Annotated in this window: 22 protein-coding genes; 8 read left to right on the forward strand and 14 right to left on the reverse strand. The window is 40.4% G+C overall.

Features of this window, described 5'->3' with window-relative positions; translation table 11 throughout:
* Positions 1–8: 8 nt before the first annotated feature.
* From atpG to atpD, 9 genes are read right to left on the reverse strand one after another with little or no spacing between them, the layout of a single operon-like run.
* Positions 9–878 carry an ATP synthase F1 subunit gamma gene (gene atpG, locus M2135_RS09170; RefSeq protein ID WP_280748192.1) on the reverse strand — a complete coding sequence of 290 codons (870 nt, stop codon included), beginning with the start codon at positions 876–878 and terminating at the stop codon, positions 9–11.
* A gap of 4 nt (positions 879–882) precedes the next feature.
* Complete coding sequence (gene atpA / locus M2135_RS09175) at positions 883–2,469, reverse strand: F0F1 ATP synthase subunit alpha (RefSeq protein WP_280748193.1); 1,587 nt, start codon at positions 2,467–2,469, stop codon at positions 883–885.
* 3 nt (positions 2,470–2,472) lie between these two features.
* Positions 2,473–3,024, reverse strand: a complete 552-nt coding sequence (locus M2135_RS09180) for a F0F1 ATP synthase subunit delta (protein WP_280748194.1) — start codon at positions 3,022–3,024, stop codon at positions 2,473–2,475.
* A gap of 4 nt (positions 3,025–3,028) precedes the next feature.
* Positions 3,029–3,529, reverse strand: a complete 501-nt coding sequence (gene atpF, locus M2135_RS09185; RefSeq protein WP_280748195.1) for a F0F1 ATP synthase subunit B — start codon at positions 3,527–3,529, stop codon at positions 3,029–3,031.
* A 12-nt stretch (positions 3,530–3,541) separates the two neighbouring features.
* Positions 3,542–3,790: an ATP synthase F0 subunit C gene (atpE, locus tag M2135_RS09190; protein ID WP_280748196.1), complete on the reverse strand. Its 249-nt coding sequence runs from the start codon at positions 3,788–3,790 to the stop codon at positions 3,542–3,544.
* A 44-nt stretch (positions 3,791–3,834) separates the two neighbouring features.
* Entirely contained in the window at positions 3,835–4,893 is a 1,059-nt protein-coding gene (gene atpB / locus M2135_RS09195) for a F0F1 ATP synthase subunit A (protein WP_280748197.1), read from the reverse strand.
* The gene (locus tag M2135_RS09200) at positions 4,880–5,305 is read right to left on the reverse strand and encodes a hypothetical protein (RefSeq protein ID WP_280748198.1); all 426 of its coding nucleotides are present in this window, start codon (positions 5,303–5,305) and stop codon (positions 4,880–4,882) included. Before M2135_RS09200 ends, atpB begins: the two co-directional genes overlap by 14 nt.
* A gap of 21 nt (positions 5,306–5,326) precedes the next feature.
* Positions 5,327–5,569, reverse strand: a complete 243-nt coding sequence (locus tag M2135_RS09205) for a F0F1 ATP synthase subunit epsilon (protein ID WP_280748199.1) — start codon at positions 5,567–5,569, stop codon at positions 5,327–5,329.
* A gap of 18 nt (positions 5,570–5,587) precedes the next feature.
* Positions 5,588–7,126, reverse strand: coding sequence for a F0F1 ATP synthase subunit beta (gene atpD / locus M2135_RS09210; protein WP_280748200.1), 1,539 nt, complete (start codon positions 7,124–7,126; stop codon positions 5,588–5,590).
* A 527-nt stretch (positions 7,127–7,653) separates the two neighbouring features.
* Here atpD and M2135_RS09215 point away from each other — a divergent pair.
* Together M2135_RS09215 and M2135_RS09220 are read left to right on the forward strand one after the other, a co-directional pair.
* Positions 7,654–9,087 (forward strand): serine hydrolase domain-containing protein, encoded by a 1,434-nt coding sequence (locus M2135_RS09215; RefSeq protein WP_280748201.1) that lies wholly within the window; start codon positions 7,654–7,656, stop codon positions 9,085–9,087.
* A 154-nt stretch (positions 9,088–9,241) separates the two neighbouring features.
* Positions 9,242–9,691 carry a hypothetical protein gene (locus tag M2135_RS09220; protein ID WP_280748202.1) on the forward strand — a complete coding sequence of 150 codons (450 nt, stop codon included), beginning with the start codon at positions 9,242–9,244 and terminating at the stop codon, positions 9,689–9,691.
* Positions 9,692–9,721: 30 nt separating this feature from the next.
* Here M2135_RS09220 and M2135_RS09225 read toward each other — a convergent pair whose 3' ends face one another.
* From M2135_RS09225 to M2135_RS09245, 5 genes are all read right to left on the reverse strand, one after another.
* Positions 9,722–10,852, reverse strand: a complete 1,131-nt coding sequence (locus M2135_RS09225; RefSeq protein ID WP_280748203.1) for a glycerate kinase — start codon at positions 10,850–10,852, stop codon at positions 9,722–9,724.
* 106 nt (positions 10,853–10,958) lie between these two features.
* Positions 10,959–11,978 carry a galactofuranosyltransferase gene (locus M2135_RS09230; protein WP_280748204.1) on the reverse strand — a complete coding sequence of 340 codons (1,020 nt, stop codon included), beginning with the start codon at positions 11,976–11,978 and terminating at the stop codon, positions 10,959–10,961.
* A gap of 6 nt (positions 11,979–11,984) precedes the next feature.
* Entirely contained in the window at positions 11,985–13,097 is a 1,113-nt protein-coding gene (gene glf, locus M2135_RS09235) for a UDP-galactopyranose mutase (RefSeq protein ID WP_280748205.1), read from the reverse strand.
* Between the two features lie 43 nt (positions 13,098–13,140).
* Entirely contained in the window at positions 13,141–14,157 is a 1,017-nt protein-coding gene (locus M2135_RS09240) for an inorganic phosphate transporter (RefSeq protein WP_280748206.1), read from the reverse strand.
* An 11-nt stretch (positions 14,158–14,168) separates the two neighbouring features.
* Complete coding sequence (locus tag M2135_RS09245; RefSeq protein ID WP_280748207.1) at positions 14,169–14,816, reverse strand: DUF47 family protein; 648 nt, start codon at positions 14,814–14,816, stop codon at positions 14,169–14,171.
* Positions 14,817–15,105: 289 nt separating this feature from the next.
* On the opposite strand from M2135_RS09245, the gene M2135_RS09250 reads away from it, so the two are divergent.
* From M2135_RS09250 to rho, 6 genes are all read left to right on the forward strand, one after another.
* On the forward strand, positions 15,106–15,282 hold the full coding sequence (locus M2135_RS09250; protein WP_280748208.1) for a hypothetical protein: 177 nt from the start codon (positions 15,106–15,108) through the stop codon (positions 15,280–15,282).
* Positions 15,283–15,619: 337 nt separating this feature from the next.
* Positions 15,620–17,392 (forward strand): aspartate--tRNA ligase, encoded by a 1,773-nt coding sequence (gene aspS, locus M2135_RS09255; protein WP_280748210.1) that lies wholly within the window; start codon positions 15,620–15,622, stop codon positions 17,390–17,392.
* Positions 17,393–17,427: 35 nt separating this feature from the next.
* Positions 17,428–18,522: a Nif3-like dinuclear metal center hexameric protein gene (locus M2135_RS09260; RefSeq protein WP_280748211.1), complete on the forward strand. Its 1,095-nt coding sequence runs from the start codon at positions 17,428–17,430 to the stop codon at positions 18,520–18,522.
* Between the two features lies 1 nt (position 18,523).
* Positions 18,524–19,288, forward strand: coding sequence for a C4-type zinc ribbon domain-containing protein (locus tag M2135_RS09265; protein WP_280748212.1), 765 nt, complete (start codon positions 18,524–18,526; stop codon positions 19,286–19,288).
* Positions 19,289–19,360: 72 nt separating this feature from the next.
* Positions 19,361–20,677 (forward strand): tRNA lysidine(34) synthetase TilS, encoded by a 1,317-nt coding sequence (gene tilS, locus M2135_RS09270; RefSeq protein ID WP_280748213.1) that lies wholly within the window; start codon positions 19,361–19,363, stop codon positions 20,675–20,677.
* A gap of 205 nt (positions 20,678–20,882) precedes the next feature.
* Complete coding sequence (gene rho, locus M2135_RS09275) at positions 20,883–22,901, forward strand: transcription termination factor Rho (protein WP_280748215.1); 2,019 nt, start codon at positions 20,883–20,885, stop codon at positions 22,899–22,901.
* The last annotated feature ends 37 nt before the right edge of the window (positions 22,902–22,938 follow it).

Genomic DNA, 22,938 nt, shown 5'->3' on the forward strand with positions numbered 1-22,938 from the left:
ATTCTAAGTTAGGCAAACGAACTTCCGATAATATCCAACAACTCTGATGTGATGTTTTGTTGCCGTAGTTTGTTGTATGCTAATTGTAACTCACCAAGGATTTGATCCGCATTTTCTGTCGCCATTTGCATAGCCATTGTACGGGCTGCATGTTCAGAGGTTTGATTTTGCATCAGTACATAATAGAAGTTCGATTTAATGACCATCGGTATCAACTCTTCTAATAGTTGCTGCTTCGACGGTTCCATAATAAAATCAGCTTTCTCATTGGATGGGGTGTTGGAAAAACCTTTTGACATCGAAAAAGGCAATAGAGTCATCTCCTTGATCTCTTGTATGGCCATGTTTTTAAAATGGTAATAGATCAGTTCGACCTGTTTGACCTTTTTTGAACGGTAAAGTTCCATAAGGTGAGTGACCATTTCTGCTGCTGCTTGATAGGTCGTTTTCCCCGCCAGATGATCCGCCTCTTCTCCCGATTCAAACCCGATGTCGAATCCCTCTTTTTCTACCGATTCCCGTATTTTTTTACCAATGGGGAAAAACAAAAGCGGATCTTCCGGGTAATAGGCACGGATATTATGCAATACTTTGGTCATATTGACATTGAATGATCCGCACATCCCTGAATTGGAAGAGAAGATCACAATAGCCACAGGGCCAGTCTCCTGTTTTTGAGTATAAGGAGATTCGATCTCCTCATGATCTAATAGGCTGGAGATTAGTCTGTCCATAGACTCTTTATAGATGGACGTATTTTCCAGTAAACCTTGTGCCTGATGCAACTGTGCTGAAGCAACCATTTGCCTGGCTTGGGTTATTTTTTTTGTATTACCGACGGAACTGATCCGGTTTTTTACTTCTTTCAGCGAAGCCATACTTTTATGCTTTAAATTCTTTACTGATAGTTGCGGCTATTTCTTTTAAAATAACTTCTATTTCAGGAGTGATAATCCCTTTTTCCAACGAATCGAGTACTTGTTCTTTATGTTGCAATTCCAATTGTTTAAGAAAATTTTTTTCAAAATCATTGACTTTTCCTAAAGGAATTTCTTTCAACAAACCATGTGTTCCACAATAAAGTATCGCGATCTGCTCTCCGGTACTCATCGGTTGGTATTGAGGTTGTATCAACAACTGTGTGTTTTTCCTCCCTTTATCGATGACCTGTTCGGTTACTGCATCCATATCTCCGCCAAACCGGGTAAAGGCTTCCAGTTCCCGATATTGTGCCTGATCTATCTTTAATGTTCCGGCAACCTTTTTCATCGATTTGACTTGCGCATTTCCTCCTACGCGAGAAACAGATATCCCGATATTAATTGCCGGACGGTTCCCCTGATTAAACAGGTCTGTATCAAGGAATATCTGTCCGTCGGTAATAGAGATTACATTGGTCGGAATGTAGGCTGATACGTCTCCGGCCTGTGTCTCGATAATAGGCAAAGCCGTTAATGAACCGCCACCTTTGACACGCCCTTTCAGACTATCAGGAAGGTCATTCATTGTCGCAGCAATTTCATCCTGATTGATGATTTTAGCAGCACGCTCCAATAACCGTGAATGCAGATAAAAGATATCTCCCGGATACGCTTCACGACCGGAAGGGCGACGCAGGATAAGTGATACTTCACGATAGGCTACCGCTTGTTTGGATAAATCATCGTAGACGACCAATGCATGACGCCCTGTGTCGCGGAAATATTCTCCGATAGCAGCACCAGCAAACGGTGCAAAATACTGCATCGCTGCCGGGTCGGATGAGGTGGAGTTGATAACGATGGTATAATCCATCGCTCCTTTTTCCTTGAGTGTGTTAACCAGTGATGCTACCGTCGACGCTTTCTGTCCGATAGCCACATAGATGCAATAGACCGGATTTCCTTCTTCGTAATTCTTCCGTTGGTTAATGATGGTATCAATGGCAATCGCTGTTTTGCCTGTTTGACGGTCGCCGATAATCAATTCACGTTGTCCACGGCCGATCGGAATCATCGCATCAATTGCTTTTAACCCTGTTTGTAAAGGTTCATTTACCGGTTGTCTGAAAATCACTCCTGGCGCTTTTCTTTCTAAGGGTAAAGAGATCCGTTCACCGGTAAGCGATCCTCTTCCGTCAATCGGTTCACCCAGTGGATTCATCACGCGGCCGATCATACAATCACCAACCGCAATAGAAGCGATCTGTCCGGTACGTTTGACATGATCTCCTTCTTTCACCAGTTCCGTCGATCCAAGTAATACAGCACCTACATTATCTTCTTCCAGATTCATGACAATTGCTTTTACGCCGTTGTCGAACTCCAGTAATTCATTTGATTCGGCATTCGTTAATCCGTATATACGGGCAACACCGTCGCTGACCTGAATGACTGTGCCTATCTCTTCCAACTGTTTATCCGGATCAATTTCATCCAGCATTTTATAAAGGATATCCGAAACTTCACTTACTCTAATATGATCTGTCATAACTCAATCCATTTTTACACGCTCTGTTAACTCTTTTTTTATCTGTCTCAAGCGGGTTGCCGTACTGGCATCCCAACGATAAGTATCCCATTTAATGACGTAGCCGCCTATAATACTGGGATCTACCGTTTCATCAATATCCACCGTTTCATTTGTTAGCTGCTCTAATTTTTTGACCAACTGTTCTTTTGTTGCTGAGTCGATAGGTACTGCTGTAACAATCTGCATATGCAATAATTTGTGTTCATTCCGGTAAATTGCCTGATAATCCAAACAGATTATTTCCAGAAAAAACTCTCTTTTTTGCCGGATAATCAACCGTAGGAAATTCAGAAACTCATCGCTTGTCTCTCCTCCGGCAGCCAGACAAAGCACTTCCTCTTTTTTCGCTTTCGAAAGCACTGGGTTGGCAACCGTTCGTCGTAACGCTTCGAATTGCGTATAACTTTTACTCAATCGAAGAGTCTCATCGTAAATCTGTTTCTCTTTTCCGTGCATATGCGCATATTTGTAGAGCGCAACAGCATACCTTCGAGAAATTGTACCTGTATCCATCACTTTATGATTTATAAATCATTTCTTCTTGGAGTAGACGTTCGATTAACGCTTTTTGTTTTTTGTCGTTACTCAACTCTTCATTGACCACCTTCTCTGCAATTTTTACAGAGAGATCAACAAGTTGATCTTTAATCTCTCCGAGTGCTCTTTTTTTAGCGATTTCAATTTCTTCGGTCGCTTTTTTCATCAGAATACGGGTTTCAGCTTCTGCCGTTTCTCTGGCTTCTGCCTCGATCCGTTTTTTTGTTTCCATAGCTTCTTCTATAAGCTTTTTCTGTTCATAACGTGCCTTTTCCATCATGGCTTCGGCTTGCTGACTCAGTGTAGCTAGCTGCTCTTCTGCTTTACGGGCGGCTTCAAGAGATTCGTTGATGTAACTGTTTCTCTTTTCCACGCTTTGTGTAATGATAGGAAAAGCATATTTCGCCAAAATGAAAAAGACTATTCCGAATGAAAGCGTCATCCAGAATAGAAGTCCTGTATCCGGAACGAGTAATGACATATTATTCTTTTTTTAAATGGCAAGAAAACAGACAACTACCGCAAAGAGAGCGACACCTTCTACCAACGCCGCTGCAATAATCATATTCATACGAATATTGTTAGACACCTCCGGTTGCCGGGCGATAGCCTCCATCGCAGAAGCTCCGATTTTACCAATACCCAAACCTGCTCCGATGGCTGCCAAACCTGCTCCGATTGCTGCTCCTAAAGTGCCTAATTGCATTCCGGCTGTAGCTTGTAATAATACTGCTAGTAACATAACTTTAAAGTTTAATAATTATACATTTGTGAATTGAAATTCGTTTAATGTGTCTCATGTTTGACTTTCGACAATCCGATAAATACGGCAGAAAGGAGTGTAAACACATACGCCTGGATATAAGCGACCAGTATTTCCACAAAATTCATGAATACACTGAAAAACACAGCTAATATCGACATTCCGGTATTTATGGCTGTCCCCATAGATACGGTAATGAAAATCAAACAAACTAATCCTAATATGACTGAGTGTCCCGCCATGATATTGGCAAACAGACGAATCATCAAGGCGAAGGGTTTAGTTAATACCCCGAATATTTCGATTACCGGCATGATAGGAGCCGGTATTTTTAACCATAAAGGAACATCGGGCCAGAATATTTCTTTCCAGTACGCTTTTGTTCCCGTCAGGTTCACGGCCAAAAACGTACATACCGCCAGAACAAGCGTGATCGCTATATTTCCAGTCACGTTCGCTCCTCCCGGAAAGAAAGGAACTAGCCCCATCAGATTATTAATAAACACAAAGAAGAATACCGTGAGTAAATAGGGTACAAATCGTTTGTATTCGTCTCCTATACATGGTTTTATAACATCATCCTGGATACTTATCAGAAGCATTTCCACTGCCCCTTTAAATCCTTTCGGAGGCGTATGGTTGGCCTGGCGATACCAACGGGCTAATGGTAGAATAACCCATAATAGGACTATACTATTCATAAATAATGCGAGTACATTCTTTGTTATTGATAGATCGATCGTAGGCCGTACAGTCTCTCCGACGCTGTTTGTCTCCACTATTTTACCTGCATATTTCCCTTCATGGGCAATATGAAATCCTCTATATTCGTGTCCATGACTTATATGTGAAGATAAAAATAGATGCCAGCCGCTATTCTTTCCTTTTACGATCACGGGTAAAGGGATGCAAATCTCCTTTTCACCCCATTGAGTAATATGCCATTCATAGGAATCGCCTAAATGTTCAAAAACGATCTCTTTTACATTCACCTCTTCTGTTGCGGTTAGATTTCCCGGAGCAAGTAGTGAGAAGAAGAAAAGAAAGACCAGGCTAATTATATACTTATTATTTAGTCTCATTTTTTTCTTTATCCTGAGCTTGAATAATCTTTTTGTTATATAAAAAATAGATATACATCTCTAAAAAAGAATATATAAAGTAATTGCACATTAGCGTGACTGAAAACTGCATTTTAACTTCTGGATTATAAGCTACATATAACATCAGAAATAAAATGGTCAGTACAAATTTGGCCGCCTTAACTGTCATAAAATAATGCAGTAATCTATCCGGGTTTGTTTTCCGGAGGCGATTCAATCCAAAGGTTAAAACAAGTCCCATGATCCAGTAAAAGATACTGATCGTCGGATATATTCCGAAATAATCTTTCGAGATGATAAATTCCAAAAGTACTCCGCCAAGCGATCCGACACCGGCATAGACTACGGTGACTAAAACGAATAGTTTAAGTTTTAAGCTAAAATGTGCCATATCTGTTTTTGTATGAAGAGGTTATTGTTCGGTAAAAACCCAGATTTGATTATTTTTTATTTCTACGATACCATCTTCAACATCTATTTCTAACTCCTCTCTCTGCCCTTTAGCTTGATACTTGATTGTCCCTTTTTTCAATGTGGACATGATGGGGGCATGATGGGGCATAACCGTAAAAGCGCCTTGAATACCAGGGAAAGAGGCCTTCTCCACTTGCAGGTTGCAACGAATACCCTTGGGGGTAATGATTGTCAATTCCATAATGACGATAGATTGATTTTATTTTGTTATATCCGCTTGCATTTCTTCTCCTTTTCGAATCGCATCTTCAATGGTGCCTACATTCAGAAAAGCTTGTTCAGGCAAATGATCCACTTCGCCATCCAGGATCATTTTAAACCCTTTTATCGTATCTTCAATGTCGACGGTTACCCCTTTGACACCAGAGAATTGTTCGGCCACTTTAAATGGCTGTGAGAGGAAACGTTGTACACGACGTGCACGGTTGACAACTGTTTTATCTTCGTCCGATAACTCTTCCATACCTAATATGGAGATGATATCTTGCAGTTCTTTGTTACGTTGTAAAATCTGTTTGACCCGTTGAGCCGTATTATAATGCTCTTCGCCAATAATAAGCGGATCGAGTATGCGGGATGTCGATTCCAGTGGATCTACAGCGGGATAAATCCCTAATTCGGTAATTTTACGACTTAATACTGTTGTTGCATCAAGATGGGTAAAAGTTGTTGCCGGAGCAGGGTCTGTCAGGTCATCAGCCGGAACATATACGGCTTGCACGGAAGTAATCGAACCGTGTTTGGTCGATGTGATCCGTTCTTGCATCGCCCCCATTTCCGACGCCAGTGTCGGTTGATACCCCACCGCTGAAGGCATACGCCCCAATAAAGCTGAAACTTCGGAACCGGCCTGTGTAAAACGGAAGATATTATCAATAAAGAAAAGAATGTCTTTCGGACTTCCATCTTCGGAGTTGTCGCGAAACGATTCTGCAATGGATAAACCTGATAAAGCTACGGATGAACGAGCTCCCGGGGGTTCGTTCATCTGCCCGAAGACGAGTGTTGCTTGGGATTTACCGACTTCGTCATAGTCGATCTTTGTCAGGTCCCAATGTCCTTCTTCCATGCTTTTCTTAAACGCATCACCATAACGGATGACTCCGCTTTCAATCATTTCCCTCAGAAGATCATTCCCTTCACGTGTGCGTTCGCCCACTCCGGCAAACACTGAAAATCCGTTATGCTTTTTAGCGATATTGTTGATCAGTTCCATGATGAGTATGGTTTTTCCTACTCCGGCACCACCAAATAGACCGATTTTCCCTCCTTTGGAATAGGGTTCCAATAGATCGATCACTTTTATACCAGTAAACAGAACCTCCTGCGTGGTATTCAGATCCTCAAATTTGGGCGGTTCGCGATGAATAGGAACACTATCTTTTTTATCTAATGGGCGCATACCGTCAATCGGGTCGCCCACGACATTGATCAGGCGTCCTTTGACTTGATTGCCGGCTGGAACCCTAATGGCCGAATAGGTAGGGAATGCTTCCATACCTCGTCTCAAACCATCGGTCGTATCCATAGCGATGGTACGAACCGTGTTCTCACCGATATGCTGTTGCACTTCCAAGACAAGAACCTGACCATCCAGGCCATTGATTTCAATGGCATCATGGATATGTGGCAGATCTATTCTGCCTTCATCATCTGCTTCAAAACGAATATCTACAACGGGACCGATAACTTGTGTGACAAATCCCTTTTTGCCTGTTTTTACCTTTTCATTAACCATACCTTATTCAGTTAAAGTTTGACGATCCAAATATGGGCATGAAAAAAGAATAATAAGTGGTCCAAATGAAGCCTTTAATCTCCCATTTTTGGTCAATTCGTCTATCATTATCTAAATTTTAATCATCCGTTCATTTTATTTAGCCCGGCTTAATTCATATTTATTCAAAGAACAAAGAACTCTCAGGAAAAGTTGTATCTAAATGTGCGTTCATTCTTTCTGCCTTATCCAATAGAGATACTAATAGTATGTGAACTGTTTTTTTGTTGTATGCTGTCCTCTTTTTTATTACACCTACCTCTGTTTTCTGTTAGAGGTACGTCTAAAATAATTTAGAGGTACCTCTAAATCCGTTTAGAGGTAGGTGTAAAACAATTTAGAGGTACCTCTAACAAAAAAGTATTATAAGAGATGTAAATAGACCAATGGATCGTTTTTATTTTTTATGCAAAATGCGGGCGAAATGGTTGTAACCGGATGATCGATATAACGTCAAAAGGGTAACACATATTTCAACTATATATTTTATGAACTATCGTTATTTTTCTGCAATCGTTTTTGTCTGGTTCTCGATGTTTTTTTCTATTCAGGTTTCAACTGCAAGGGGTATTGATTTGGACGCCATTGATGCATACCTTCAAATGAGATCGGAAAAAGAAGGTTTACCTGGTTTTTCGGTGGCCATCGTGGATAAAGATGAGGTGTTATTCGCAAAGGGGTATGGCCGATCCGGTCATCGTCCAATAACAGCAGATACTCCTTTTGCGATTGCTTCACTGAGTAAAGCCTTTACAGCCTTGTCGATCATGCAATTGGTAGAGGCAGAGCAGATACGTCTGGATGATGATATCGGATTGTTTATTCCTGCATTTGAACAAAAAGGGATCACTGTCAGGCATTTATTGAATCAGACGAGTGGCTTTTCCGATAGAACTTTTCCGGAAATGCGTTTTTATGAGCAACCCGATAATTTGGATGAACTTATCGATCGAATGAAAAATATAGAATTAATCACTCAGCCGGGTGAGCGGTTTAATTACCATAATCCGAATTACTCTGTTTTAGCCCGGTTGGTCGAAATTGTCAGCGGCGAAGCATTTTCGGACTACTTGGAGAAATATATATTCGAACCATTACAAATGGATCATACTTATAATATGGCTGCAACAAAAGATTTTTATACTGTTGAGAATCTTGAATTTCAAAATGGATATAATTTTCTGTTTGGTCGTTCGATCCAGATAAAGGAACCGGACTGGTTTGTTCAGGGGTCGGCAGGTATGTTATCGACAGCGAATGATATGGCGCGTTGGTTGATGATGTTTATGAACGGAGGGGTCTATGATACACACCGGTTGTTGAGCAGTGAAAACATCCGTTTGATGGGAACACCTCCGGAAGGAATAAACAGTTCTTATGGCATGGGCTGGAGTGTTTGGGACAATAAGAATTGGAGTCATAATGGTATTTTGTGGACGGCTCAATCAGAGCAGATAATACTGCATGAGGAAGGGTATGGAATTGTTATTTTGTTTCATAGCGGTCTGAATATGTTGGTCAGTTATAACTCCTATATGACTGGTATAGTTGATATTATAAAGGGTAAAACACCTGCAAAATCGAGTGCTTTGCTGTTTTATATGGGGGTGGGTATTGCTGTTTTATTGGTCTGTTATATTCTTTTTATCCTCAGATATATCATAAAGGTAAAAAACCGGGGGAAAATATGGAACAATAAAATAAGTATGGTGTTTGAACTCATCGTTCTGATTTTTCCGCTATTTCTTCTTATTCTCCTACCTTCGACAGTCACTTTCCTTTCGGGGCGAGTGTTTCATTGGGTGCGACTGTTTTGGATGATGCCTGATGTGATTATTTTTCTGGTGGTTGCAGCGGTGTTGAATCTTTGTTTGATCGGTTTGATCTTTTATCGCTATTTGCGCCCCAGTTTATATTGTTAGAAATGAATATTAATTGATTGATTAATAGATTATTTTCTTTTGTGCGTCGTGCGTTTTCTGTGAAGTATGATTTTCCCCCATTTCGTTCTTTCGATAATAAAATAGAAAAAATATTATATTTGTTCCAATTTTAATACACTAATAATTACTTACTATGGAAGGTAGTATAATGATAGCAGTAATTGCTGCTCTATCTGCTATTGCAGGTGGAGCCATTCAAGGGTATTTTTCTTATTTACTTAATAAGCAGAAGAATAAATATGATAGATTAAGAGAACTTGACAATAAGCAAAAAGAAATATACTGGGATTTTTGGTATTCTATGCAAGTATTCATGAATCATAATACAGACAGAGAAGCTTTTGAAGCATTTCAAATAAATGTCACAAGGTTGGCTCTATATGCGGATAATAGCACATCAAAAATAGTTCAAGAGTATTTTCAAACACTTATAAATCAAAATAATAATAAAAAAAGTCTATCAAGAGAATCTCATACGAAGTATCAAACTAAGATTATGAATTCTATGAGAATGCATTTGGAAATGGATGGCTTTGACAATTTTGAACTAATAGCCTTTACTCCTCAAAACAATATAGAATGAGAATTTATTAGTGGTATTAAACTTTTTCCGTCATCTCATCACACGTAAAATTTGTTCAACTGTTCTTGTGATATTTTGACAAGCAAACAGTTTATTCATAGCTAATTCGGAAGTTACCGGCCCTGACTGTATTGAGAATACAGCCAGAAAACCGAGTTTATTCAGTATATCGGTGGCTTCTATACTTCCTCCGATTGCAATAACAGGGATTTGTTGTTTTTGGGCTGCCTTTAACACTCCTGCAGGTGCTTTTCCCATCGCTGTTTGGTGATCCAGTTTTCCTTCACCGGTAATAATCAGATCTGCCCCTTGGATGAGTTCCTCAAAATGGAGATGTTCCAGAACCATCTCTATACCCGGTTTTAATGTAGCGTTTAGAAAAGCCAGAAAACCTCCTCCCAATCCTCCGGCAGCACCGGCACCTGGAATCGGATCGATATTTTTTTGCTCTTTCTCGTGAATCACCTGTGCAAAATGTTTTAATCCTTTATCCAGTTCAAAAATCATCTGTTCATCTGCTCCTTTCTGGCGCGCATAGACCAAAGCAGCACCATTTGTTCCGGAAAATGGGTTGTTGACATCACAAGCGATGGTGAAAACAGCATCGTTCAGTTCAGAAAGTTTGTGTGAATGGTCGATGGAGTGAATGTGTATTAATTGCTGTCCACCTTTACCCAACTCTTTCTTCTCTTTATCCAGAAAACGGAAGCCAAGCGCCTGAAGCATACCGGTTCCACCGTCGTTGGTCGCGCTCCCGCCGATTCCGATCAGAAATTTACGGCATCCGCGAAACAGTGCATCTTTGATCAGTTCACCGGTGCCATAGGTCGTTGTTTGCATCGGATTCCGTTTTTCAATCGGAACTAAAGGTAGTCCGCTGGCAGTAGCCATCTCTATAACGGCCGTCTGTCGATCACCAAGTATGCCGTATTCGGCTGTAATTGGTTGCATCAGCGGATCATGAACACGACATTGAATGATCTTGCCATTCATCGCTTCAACGAGTGTCTGAATGGTTCCTTCACCTCCGTCGGCTACCGGTATTTTAATGACTTCGCAGTCGGGAAAGACTTTATGTACACCATATCCGGCATATTCGGCAACTTCTATCGAAGAGAGAGAACCTTTAAAGGAATCGGATGCGATCACGACTTTTTTCATATTAATGTAGTTGTTATTTGGAATCGAAGATTTTACGATTCACTCTTTCTGAGAGTAAGATCCTATCGATTCTAGCTATTTATCTTCAGGGGTAATTTACCGGCTCTCAGACAATCGGGTACCCAATCTGCGATAAAGCCTCTTTGAATGCCTTTTTGAAATAGTATCCTTCGGATAGTTGTTTGCCGATAGTGGCGGCATTTTTTTTCATTTCTTGATATTCTTCCGTAGTGATACCGGCTAATAACTCATCTAAATCGGTAAGGGAGGAGATACATATACCGACTTTGTTTTCGTTGACAAAATGAGCCATGGCTGCCTCTTTCCAGATAATAACCGGCAATCCGCAACGCATATATAAGGAGAATTTATGTGGGTTGTTGTATTTCATATATTGTCCTCTGGGGCCGTCACAAAAAAGTATGGAATTTCCATCCCATACCAATCCGAAATCTCCATCGGCAGAGGCTACCAAGTCATCAGACGACATAAATCCTTTGTAAGAGAAGTGGTCTTTGTGGTGTATCAACGTTTCATCCAGCCCTTTCCCATAGACATTCAGCTGATAGTTTGTGATATGAGCCGATAAATCGTACAGAAATTTGTTTTTCTTTGGACTTAATGTTCCGGCATAAAGTACTTTATATGGTTTTGTCGCTGTTTTGTGTTCTTGCGGTTCTTTATTGGATAGGTAATCGAAAATGTTTAATATGCCGACTGGGACCTGACAGCCGTTTGTTTCCAACCATTTTTTCATAACCGGATTATGGGCAATAAGATAATCGGAATGATTCAATCGTTTTATTTCCTGTTGAGGAGTAATTCTTTTGCGATAGAAACTGCTTAGGTCATGAATGATAGTAACCACTTTCCCTCCGCGTAAATGAGTCAATCGACATAAATAAATATAATATTTTCTCAGATTATAAGGTAAAACCAATACATCCCCTTTCTTAATAACGAAAGGGGCTTTCATCATACCGGCCAGTGTAACAAAAAAATCGATAAATTTATTATTATAACCGGGCAAAGGGAAGCCGATATTCCGGAATCCCATATTGACCATTATATGATCAATGTCTCTTCTTGCTTTACTTGGTGTTTTTTTTAACAGGTACAGGTTCATAACAGGTTAGTTTTTGATTAATTGTTCTGCAAGCTGCAAAGCTGCTTCTATTGTATCGTCCATATCGAAATAAGCATATTGAGCCAGTCTTCCTCCGAAGAAGACATTTGGTTGTTGTGCGGCAAGTGTTTTGTATTGTTGATAGAGGCGACTGTTCTGTTCGTCATTAATCGGATAATAAGGTTCCTTTCCTGTTGTGAATGAAGCTGGATATTCTTTCGTGATAATAGTGGTTGGCTGTTGCCCGAATTCGAAATGTTTATGTTCGATTATGCGCGTATAGGGAATATCCCGTTCCGTATAATTGACAACAGCATTTCCCTGATAATTATCCGTGTCTGGTTTTTCATGTTCAAAATGAAGGCTTCTATATTCCAGATGTCCCAGACTGTAATCAAAAAAGGCATCAATACAGCCGGTATATAAAATAGTATCGGCCAGATTATCGAATATTTGCCGGTCTTCGAAATAATTTGTATTCAGTCTCACTTCGCTTCCTTTTAGCAGGGCGTCAATTAACGGGTTATATCCTCCAATAGGTATCCCTTGATACCTGTCATTGAAGTAATTATTGTCGTAAGTAAACCTGAAGGGAATACGTTTGATGATAAACGGTGGTAGTTCTTTGGCATCACGTCCCCACTGTTTTTCTGTATATCCTTTAATGAGGGATTGGTAGATATCTTCACCACACAATTTCAGTGCCTGTTCTTCAAGATTGGCCGGTTCTTCGATATCGGCATATTTCCCCCGTTGTGATTCTATTTCTTTCAGTGCTTCGGCCGGAGTGATTACGCCCCACAACTTGTTGAACGTATTCATATTGAAAGGCAGGTTATATAACTTCCCTTTATAATAGGCAACAGGTGAGTTCGTATATCTGTTAAACTCGACAAACGAGTTCACATAATCCCATATTTTTTTATTATCGGTATGGAATATGTGTGCACCATATATATGCACATTGATCTGATCGATTGATTGACAGTAAATATTACCACCGGTATGCGGACGTTTATCGATCACCAGGCAACGTTTACCGGCCGCATGTGCTTGTTGGGCAAAAACAGCACCGAATAAACCGGAACCTACAATTAAATAATCGTATTGTTTTTTCATATACACACAAAGATAAAACTTTATCGGATTATCCTTATGTATTTTATATGAAAAGAGAGACGAAGAGATAAACTCCTGCCGCTAATAATCCGCTGACGGGTATTGTAAGAATCCAGGCGACGAGTAAATTTTGTGTTACTCCCCAGCGCACAGCAGATAGACGTTTGGTTGCCCCGACACCAATAATGGCTCCGGTGATCGTATGTGTCGTACTGACAGGGATTTTCAAATACTCAGTCAGATAGAGTGTCAATGCTCCGGCAGTTTCGGCGACCATACCTTCCAAAGGGGTAACTTTCGTAATTCTTGATCCCATTGTCTTGACAATTTTCCATCCGCCCGACATCGTTCCCAGTGAGATCATGGTAAAACAGGCAAATGCCACCCAGTTCGGTAAATCTTCTATCGATTCAATCCCCATGCCTAAGCCTAAAGGATGGGCAGCAATAAGTGCTGCGGCAATGATACCCATCACTTTTTGCGAATCATTCAGACCATGTCCGATACTGAATAAAGCGGATGAGACCAACTGTAGTTTTTTGAACCACGACTCGGCCTTATGCGGATTGGCTTTTTTACAGATATTCAATACGAGCAAGGTCAAAAGAAAAGCGATTGTCATACCGATGATAGGAGCCAGGAAGATGAACGCTGCAATTTTGAGGATCACAACACTTTGTACGGCTTTAAAACCGCTTGCCATAATCGCCGCTCCTGCAAATCCCCCGATCAAGGTATGGGAAGAAGAGGAGGGGATTCCGAACCACCAGGTGGCCAGGTTCCAGATAATTGCAGCAATTATTCCGGCGAAGATCACCGGAAGAGTAATAAAATCTTCATACACGGTTTTCGACACGGTATTGGCTATCCCAAATTCTCCGATTAAGTATTTTGCAATAAAAAAGGCAACGAAGTTAAAAAACGCTGCCCATAAAACCGCCTGGAAAGGCGTGAGTACCTTTGTGGATACGATCGTTGCAATTGAGTTGGCCGCATCATGAAAACCATTGATATAATCAAAAATAAGGGCGAGAATGATAATGGTTACTAATAAAGTCATCTGAGGTCGTTTTAGGCGTACTTGACAATGATGGTTTGGATGATTTTTCCGACATATTCGGCAGAATCGGTTGTTTTTTCCAATTCGTAAGCAATTTCTTTGAGTTTGATCAGTTCGATCGCATCTTTTTCCTCTTCAAACAACTTAATGATAAACAGTTCATACACATCATCTGCCCTGTTCTCGATATCATGTAATTCCTTGCAATACACTTTGATGTTTTTGGCGCTCTTTTTTAATACATCGAGTTCATCAATGGCTTTTCCGATGCCAATGGCACTTTCTCGTATTAAGTGAGCCAGTTCAACCATACTTTCAGGGATATACTTAGGTTTATAGAGAGCAACGCGCTTGGCGCAACTGTTGATTCCGTCGGTCACATCATCCAGTCTGGTCGCCAAATGATGAATATCTTCCCGGTCGAAGGGTGTAATAAAGGTGGCATTCAATTCATCAAAAACCTGATGAGAAAGTCTGTCTCCAATACGTTCTTGCTCTTTGATTCTTTTGTAATAGTCGACCTGTACGGAATGATCCTGACTTTGCAGACATTCTATTAAAAGGTCGGAAGCCACCAGTACGATGTCAGACATCTGTTTTAACAACGGAAAAAACTTAGGCTCTTTAGGCGTAAAGCGATTAAAGAAGGAATTCTTCATAAGGTAGAATATATAGTGATTTTACTTAAAAATAATTTGACTAAACCTCTTTGGAAAACGATGCAAATGTATAAAAAAGATGAAAAAACAGTCCTATATCCCATTAATTATTTCAGTTGTTGAACCGTTTTTTTATTTGTTTTTCATTCAGTATTTCAACAAGTAACGCGAATGCAATGACAACAGAGATATACCTTTGGATTATTTGAAGAGTCTGCGTGAGTTCTTGAACTAAAATAAGTACACGTTTGTTTTGTCTGTATTAATAACAGATTAAAGATATTTTATCATGGAAAAGAAGAAAGAAACAGAGAAGCTGGAGATCATTGAAAAATATCAGCACAGAACTCCGGAACTTCACCCGGAAGAGATACCCGGATGGATGAAAAACGATTGGGGGAGTGATACTATTCAGGATATGTGGAACAATCTGCAACTGGCGGTGATTGCCCCTCGGAAAATTTAGATAAATAGGAGTCCTGTAGATGAGTTTTTTACTTATTTACAGGACTTTTTTTGTTTCGTAAAGAACACTTTTCTGTTAGAGGTACCTCTAAAATGTTTTAGACGTACCTCTAAATGAATTTACACGTACCTCTAAATTTGTTTAGACGTACCTCTAACAGAAAACAGACCTACCTGTAGACAAAAAAGAATCCAGTGGATGTAGAAAAACGTTACGTATAAAAACAAAATAACTCCGTTATTTCGTCTGAAGAACAATAAAATCTTAAGTTTATAGTATTATCTTTGCAAATTCATACGCGTATGGAATAATACGTTAATACATTAAATATCAGCATATGTATAGAACAAGAACTTGTGGAGATTTACGTCTTGCAGACGAAGGATTAGTTGTTACGCTGGCAGGATGGGTACAGCGAACCCGTAAAATGGGTGGGATGACGTTTGTAGATATTCGCGACCGTTATGGTGTTACTCAGTTGGCATTTAATCAGGAGGTTAATGAAGCACTGTGGGAGAAAGCCAATAAATTAGGACGGGAATATGTCATTCAGGCAACAGGAAAAGTGCAGGAACGTTCCAGTAAAAACAAGAATATCTCAACGGGTGATATCGAAATAATTGTTACAACATTAGACATATTGAATGCAGCATCTACTCCGCCGTTTACCATAGAAGATGAGACGGATGGGGGAGATGATTTGCGTATGAAATATCGCTATCTGGATTTACGTCGTAATCCGGTACGTGCGAATCTGGAACTGCGTCATAAGATGACGTTCGAAGTGCGCCGTTATTTGGATGAGCAAGGTTTTCTGGAAGTAGAAACTCCGGTTTTGGTGAACTCTACTCCGGAGGGCGCCCGCGACTTTATCGTTCCTTCCAGAATGAATCCGGGACAGTTTTATGCATTGCCACAGTCGCCACAGACACTTAAGCAGTTGTTGATGGTTTCCGGTTTCGACCGTTATTTCCAGATTGTGAAATGTTTTCGTGATGAGGATCTGCGTGCCGACCGTCAACCCGAATTTACACAGATCGACTGTGAAATGAGTTTTGTGGAGCAGGAAGATGTCCTGGCCTTGTTTGAAGGAATGGCTAAACATTTGTTCAAAGTGATTCGGGGTGTAGAGATTAAAGAACCGTTTACCCGTATGTCTTGGCATGATGCGATGAAATATTATGGCAGTGATAAACCCGACCTTCGTTTCGATATGCAATTTGTCGAATTGATGGATATTCTACAAGGACATGGGTTTACTGTTTTTGATCAAGCAGCTTATGTCGGAGGAATCTGTGTGAAAGGGGCTGCAACGTATACGCGTAAGCAGTTGGATGCATTGATCGACTATGTTAAACGTCCTCAGATTGGTGCAAGTGGAATGGTTTATGCGCGTGTGGAAGCCGATGGCAGTGTGAAATCCAGCGTAGATAAATTCTATACACAGGATGTTCTTCAGCAAATGAAAGAAGCTTTTCATGCAGAAGCGGGGGATCTTATATTGATCTTGTCCGGCAGTGAAGTGATGAAGACGCGTAAACAACTTTGTGAGTTGCGTCTGGAAGTAGCCAGTCAATTGGGATTACGTGATAAGAATAAATTCGTTTGTTTATGGATCGTTGATTTCCCTCTGTTTGAATGGAGTGAAGAAGATCAACGTTTTTATGCGATGCATCATCCTTTTACCTCTCCTAAGCCGGAAGATGTGCCTTTGTTGGATTCCGATCCGGGTGCTGTACGTGCTAATGCCTACGATATGGTGATCAATGGGGTGGAAGTCGGCGGTGGTTCTATCCGTATCCATGATAGTGTATTACAGAATAAAATGTTCCAATTACTCGGATTTACGGAAGAACAGGCGCAGGCGCAGTTTGGTTTCTTAATGAATGCGTTTAAATTTGGAGCTCCTCCTCATGGTGGTCTGGCGTATGGACTGGATCGTTGGGTCTCTCTGTTTGCCGGCTTGGATTCGATTCGTGACTGTATCGCTTTCCCAAAAAATAATTCAGGACGTGATATGATGCTCGATGCTCCGACATTTATTGATCAAAAGCAGTTGGACGAGTTAAACTTAGCTGTGAAGGCGACAGATAATAAAGAATCGGTTTAGCTTAATCATTAAACATTAATAATTAGTCATTGCCATTGAAGATAAAAGAAATCATAAAAGAACTGGAATTATACGCTCCGCTTCCTTTGCAGGAAGGTTTTGATAATTCAGGAGTGCAAGTCGGTGATGTATATCAGGTGGCGACAGGTGTATTGCTTTGTCTGGATATCACGGAAGAAGTGATTGAAGAAGCGATTGAATTGGATTGCAATCTGATTGTCTCTCATCATCCACTGGCATTCAAACCTTTTAAATCGTTGACAGGATCGACTTATATCGAGCGCTGCATGATCAATGCGTGCAAAAATGATATCGTCATTTATTCGGCACACACCAATCTGGACAATGTTATTGGCGGGGTCAATTATAAGTTGGCCGAAATGATCGGGTTACAGAATGTCCGTATTCTGAGCCCGCAGAAAGACGCACTGTTGAAACTGGTTACATTTGTTCCTGAACTTCACGCTGAGGCTGTTCGCACGGCATTATTTCATGCCGGTACGGGGCATATCGGAAATTATGATTCATGCAGTTTTAATGCACCGGGAACAGGTACATTCCGTGCTCAGGAAGGCACGCATCCCTTTTGTGGTGAAATTGGAGAACTGCATTCGGAAAAGGAAGTGCGTATAGAAACCATTCTTCCGGCCTATAAAAAACTGTCAGTGACACGTGCTCTTCGATCTGTTCATCCGTATGAAGAGCCGGCATTTGATTTTTATCCCTTGAATAATTCCTGGGAGCAAGCAGGGTCGGGGATAGTCGGTGAGTTATTGGATGCTGAAGATGAATTGACTTTTTTGCAACGGGTGAAAGATATTTTCCATGTTCCTTGTGTTAAACACTCGCAATTGACCGGTAAAAAAATCCGTGAAGTGGCCTTATGTGGAGGCAGTGGTGCATTTCTTATAAAGGATGCTATCGCTTATGGGGCGGATGTTTTTATTACGGGTGAAGCTAAGTATAATGACTTTTATGATGTGGAAGATCGTATTTTGTTGGCAGTCATAGGACATTATGAGTCTGAAGTCTGTACAAAAGAGATCTTTTATACGATATTATCGAAAAAATTCCCTACCTTTGCGGTGCATTTTTCGAATGTTAATTCAAACCCTGTAAAATATTTATAGAATGGCTACAGATAAACAATCTGCTGAAAAAGAAATTACAGTTGAAGATAAGCTATCCGCATTGTATCAGCTTCAGACAATGGTGACTGATATAGACAAGATTAAGACACTTCGCGGAGAGTTGCCTTTGGAAGTTCAGGATCTGGAAGATGAAATAGCAGGTCTGGAAACTCGTTTGCAAAACTACCAAACTGAGATCAAAGAATATGAAACTTCAGTTGTAGAACAGCGGAATAAAATTACTGAATCAACAGCATTAATCGAACGATATAAATCTCAATTAGATAACGTGCGTAATAACCGTGAATTTGATAACTTGTCGAAAGAGATCGAGTTTCAAGGGTTAGAAATCGAATTTTCTGAAAAGAAAATACGTGAGGCGAATGATGCGACTGGTTATAAAAAAGAAGAGATTGCTCAATTGACAGAACGTTTGGATGGCCGTAAGGCTGACCTGGTTCAGAAAAAGAGTGAATTGGAAGAGATTATCTCTGAAACCAAACAGGAAGAAGAAAAACTTCGTGAAAAGGCTAAAAAGCTGGAATTAAGTATAGAACCTCGTTTATTGACAGCGTTTAAACGTATCCGTAAAGGTGCTCGTAACGGGTTGGCGATCGTTTATATTCAACGTGATGCGTGTGGTGGTTGTTTCAATAAGATCCCCCCACAGAAGCAGATGGATATAAAGTTACGTAAGAAGATCATTGTTTGTGAATATTGTGGTCGTATCATGATCGACCCGGAATTGGCAGGTATCGAAGAATAAAAAAACGTATAAGAATAAGGAGACGGGGGCATAGGGTAAACACTCTTGTCTCCGTTTTTCCTTATATAGACCATGGTAAATACGGTTCGTAAATACATTCAGGAGTATCAGTTGTTGGAGGAAAACCGGCCGGTTCTGGTCGGATTGAGCGGAGGTGCGGACTCGGTTGCGCTGATCGCTGTTTTGAAACGATTAGGATACTCTTGTCTGGCGGCTCATTGTAATTTTCATTTACGGGGTGAAGAGTCGGATCGGGATGAGGCTTTTGTGTGTCAACTTACCGAACAATTAAATGTACCGCTAGTTCGCATCGATTTTGATACCATTAACTATGCCGAACAAAACCACATCTCTATTGAAATGGCTGCTCGTGAACTGCGGTATAGCTGGTTTGAAGAAAAACGAAAGGAATTGAAGGCACAGGCGATAGCTGTGGCGCATCATCAGGATGACAGTATCGAAACGCTTTTATTGAATCTTATTCGTGGGACGGGTATTAAAGGGCTGACAGGTATTTCTCCGAAAAATGGGTCTGTTGTACGACCTTTACTTGCTGTTAACAGGGAAACGATCATTTCCTGGTTAAAAGAACAGCAATTGGAATATGTGGACGACAGTACGAATACGGATGATGCCTATAAACGTAACTTTGTACGTATCCACCTGATCCCTTTGATGGAAAAACTGAACCCTTCAGTCAGAATCGCTTTGGCGCGGACAGCCGACCATCTTTCAGAAGCAGAAGTGATCTATGATCGTGTGATTGAAGAGGCTCGTGAAAAAATATTTACGGAAAGCCACAAAATGTCAATTGGAGAACTTCTTAAATATCCTTCTCCGAAGACCATTTTATATGAGTTGCTGAAGCCGTTCGGATTTACCCGGATCGTTTCGAATGAACTATTTTTAGCTTTGGACAGAGAATCGGGTAGACAATTTTATTCCGCATCTTATCGCTTGGTGAAAGATCGGGAATATCTGCTGTTGGAAGCGATAGAAAAGCACTCTTTGTCGACATATATAATAAATGTAGAGGAAGGGGAGTGGCGTGGGCCGATTGAACTCTTTTTTCAGAAAATTGTTGTAGATAAAGAGTTCAGGATTGAAAAAGATAAATATACCGCTTATTTTGACTATGATCAGCTGCATTTCCCTTTAACACTTCGATTGTGGCAGACTGGAGATTGGTTTGTCCCTTTTGGTATGCAGGGGCGAAAAAAACTGAGTGATTATTTTTCCGATCGGAAACTCAGTCGGATAGATAAAGAGCAGATATGGCTTCTCTGTAGCGGCGAGAATATCATTTGGATTGTTGGTGAACGAAGTGATAACCGTTTCCGGGTAGATAATGCGACAAAACAGGTCTTGAAGGTAAAATTTTCCCTATAAAAAGATTGGATATATAAAAAAGTTCTTACATTTGCGCAGATTTACTCCGCAGATCTGTTTCCAATCAAATCGAATGAGGTAAACAATCCGGTTTTTTTCATAATAAAGATATTTATTCAATCAAAATAAGATATAATGATAGTGATATCACGTATCGCGCTAAAAGTGTGGTATGTCTCATGTCACGTGTTATTTACTTCACAATATGCAAAAATACAACATTTTAGAACTAAATGAGAAACTCCTGCCAGAACTACAAGCGATCGCTGAGGAGTTAGGTATAAAAAAAATCAATAGCTTTAAAAAAGAAGAACTGGTTTATCGTATATTAGATGAACAAGCGATTTCATTAGCTGGTATTCAGGTAGAAAAACAGAAAGAAAAAGAGGCTAAAAAAGCCGAAAGTCGTGTGAAAAAAGACCGACCGGAAAAAGCAACAAAAACTCCCGCAGCCAAAAAGGCGAAAACAGCAAAAGCTGAAGTGACTGCAGAGGAAAAGAAAGTTGTAAAAACGGTAGAAAAGAAACAACCTGAGGAAGAAAAACAGGCTGAACTGGATTTTCAACCTGAGCGTAAAAAAAGAGTTCGTATTGAAAAGAAAGAGAAAGTAGCAGGTGCTGCTGTCCCTACGGAAAATAATAAAGGAGTGGTCGTATCGAAAACGCCTCAAACAGTAGCAACCGTCATAGAAACTCCTGATGAAAAGCCAAAGAAAGAGAAAAAGGTAAAAAAGGAGAAAGATGATGTGGTTGAAATATCCGGTGAACAACCGTTACTTCCACCTGTTACAGCAGAAGCGAATAAGGAAGAACGATTACCGGAGGCTACGCAGGAAGAAAAAGTTGAAATTGTTCTTCCGGCGACAACAGAAGAAGAACCTAAAAGGGTTGTTTTCAGACATCCGGATGCAAAATCTGTCCTCGATCAGGTTTTTCCATTCTCCTCTTCTCCTACCAAACCGGAAACTAAAGTTCAGAATGAACAAAATAGCGTTCAACAACCTGGAAACAATAAACAGGTCAATAACCGTCAGAATAATCACAATAATAAGAATAACAACAATAATAATGCTCCACAAGAGAAGATATACGATTTTGACGGTATCTTAACCGGAGTCGGTGTATTGGAAATGATGCAGGACGGTTATGGTTTCTTGCGTTCATCCGATTATAATTATCTGACTTCTCCTGATGATATCTATGTCTCTCAATCACAAATCAAACTGTTCGGTTTAAAAACAGGTGATGTCGTAGAAGGAGCTATTCGTCCTCCGAAAGAAGGTGAGAAATATTTCCCATTGGTAAAAGTCGATAAAATAAATGGACGATTACCGGAAGATGTGCGTGACCGTGTTCCTTTTGATCACCTGACACCGTTGTTCCCTGATGAGAAATTTATGTTGACGGCTCGTCGCTCGCCTAAGGTGCATGATCAGATTGCTGTTCGTGTGGTTGATTTATTCTCACCGATAGGTAAAGGGCAACGTGGATTGATTGTGGCTCAACCGAAAACGGGTAAGACTATGTTGTTGAAAGATATTGCTAATGCGATAGCAACGAATCATCCGGAAGTGTATATGATTATTCTTTTGATCGATGAACGCCCGGAGGAGGTGACAGATATGGCTAGAAGTGTCGATGCAGAAGTGATTGCTTCTACTTTTGACGAACCGGCAGAACGACATGTAAAAATTGCTGAGATCGTTTTAAATAAAGCGAAACGAATGGTTGAATGTGGACACGATGTTGTTATCCTGTTGGATTCAATAACTCGTTTGGCTCGGGCTTATAATACAGTACAACCAGCTTCAGGAAAAGTGCTTTCCGGAGGGGTGGACGCCAATGCACTTCAAAAACCCAAACGATTCTTTGGAGCGGCCCGTAATATAGAGAATGGTGGTAGTTTGACTATTCTGGCCACGGCTTTGACAGAGACCGGATCAAAAATGGATGATGTCATCTTTGAAGAATTTAAAGGTACGGGTAATATGGAATTACAACTGGATCGTAAATTGTCTAATAAACGTATCTATCCGGCAGTGGATATTACGGCTTCCAGTACACGTCGTGATGATCTGTTACAGGATGATAGTACGTTGAACAGGATGTGGATTTTACGTAAATACCTGGCAGATATGAATTCGTTGGAAGCTATGGAGTTTGTAAAAAAACGTATGGAGAATACAACAGACAATATGGAATTTTTAGCTTCAATGAACGGTTGATCCATAGTTGTTTTGAGATAAGACGAGAGGTGAACGG

Source organism: Parabacteroides sp. PF5-9 (genome assembly GCF_029893105.1).
Lineage (GTDB): Bacteria > Bacteroidota > Bacteroidia > Bacteroidales > Tannerellaceae > JARXWG01.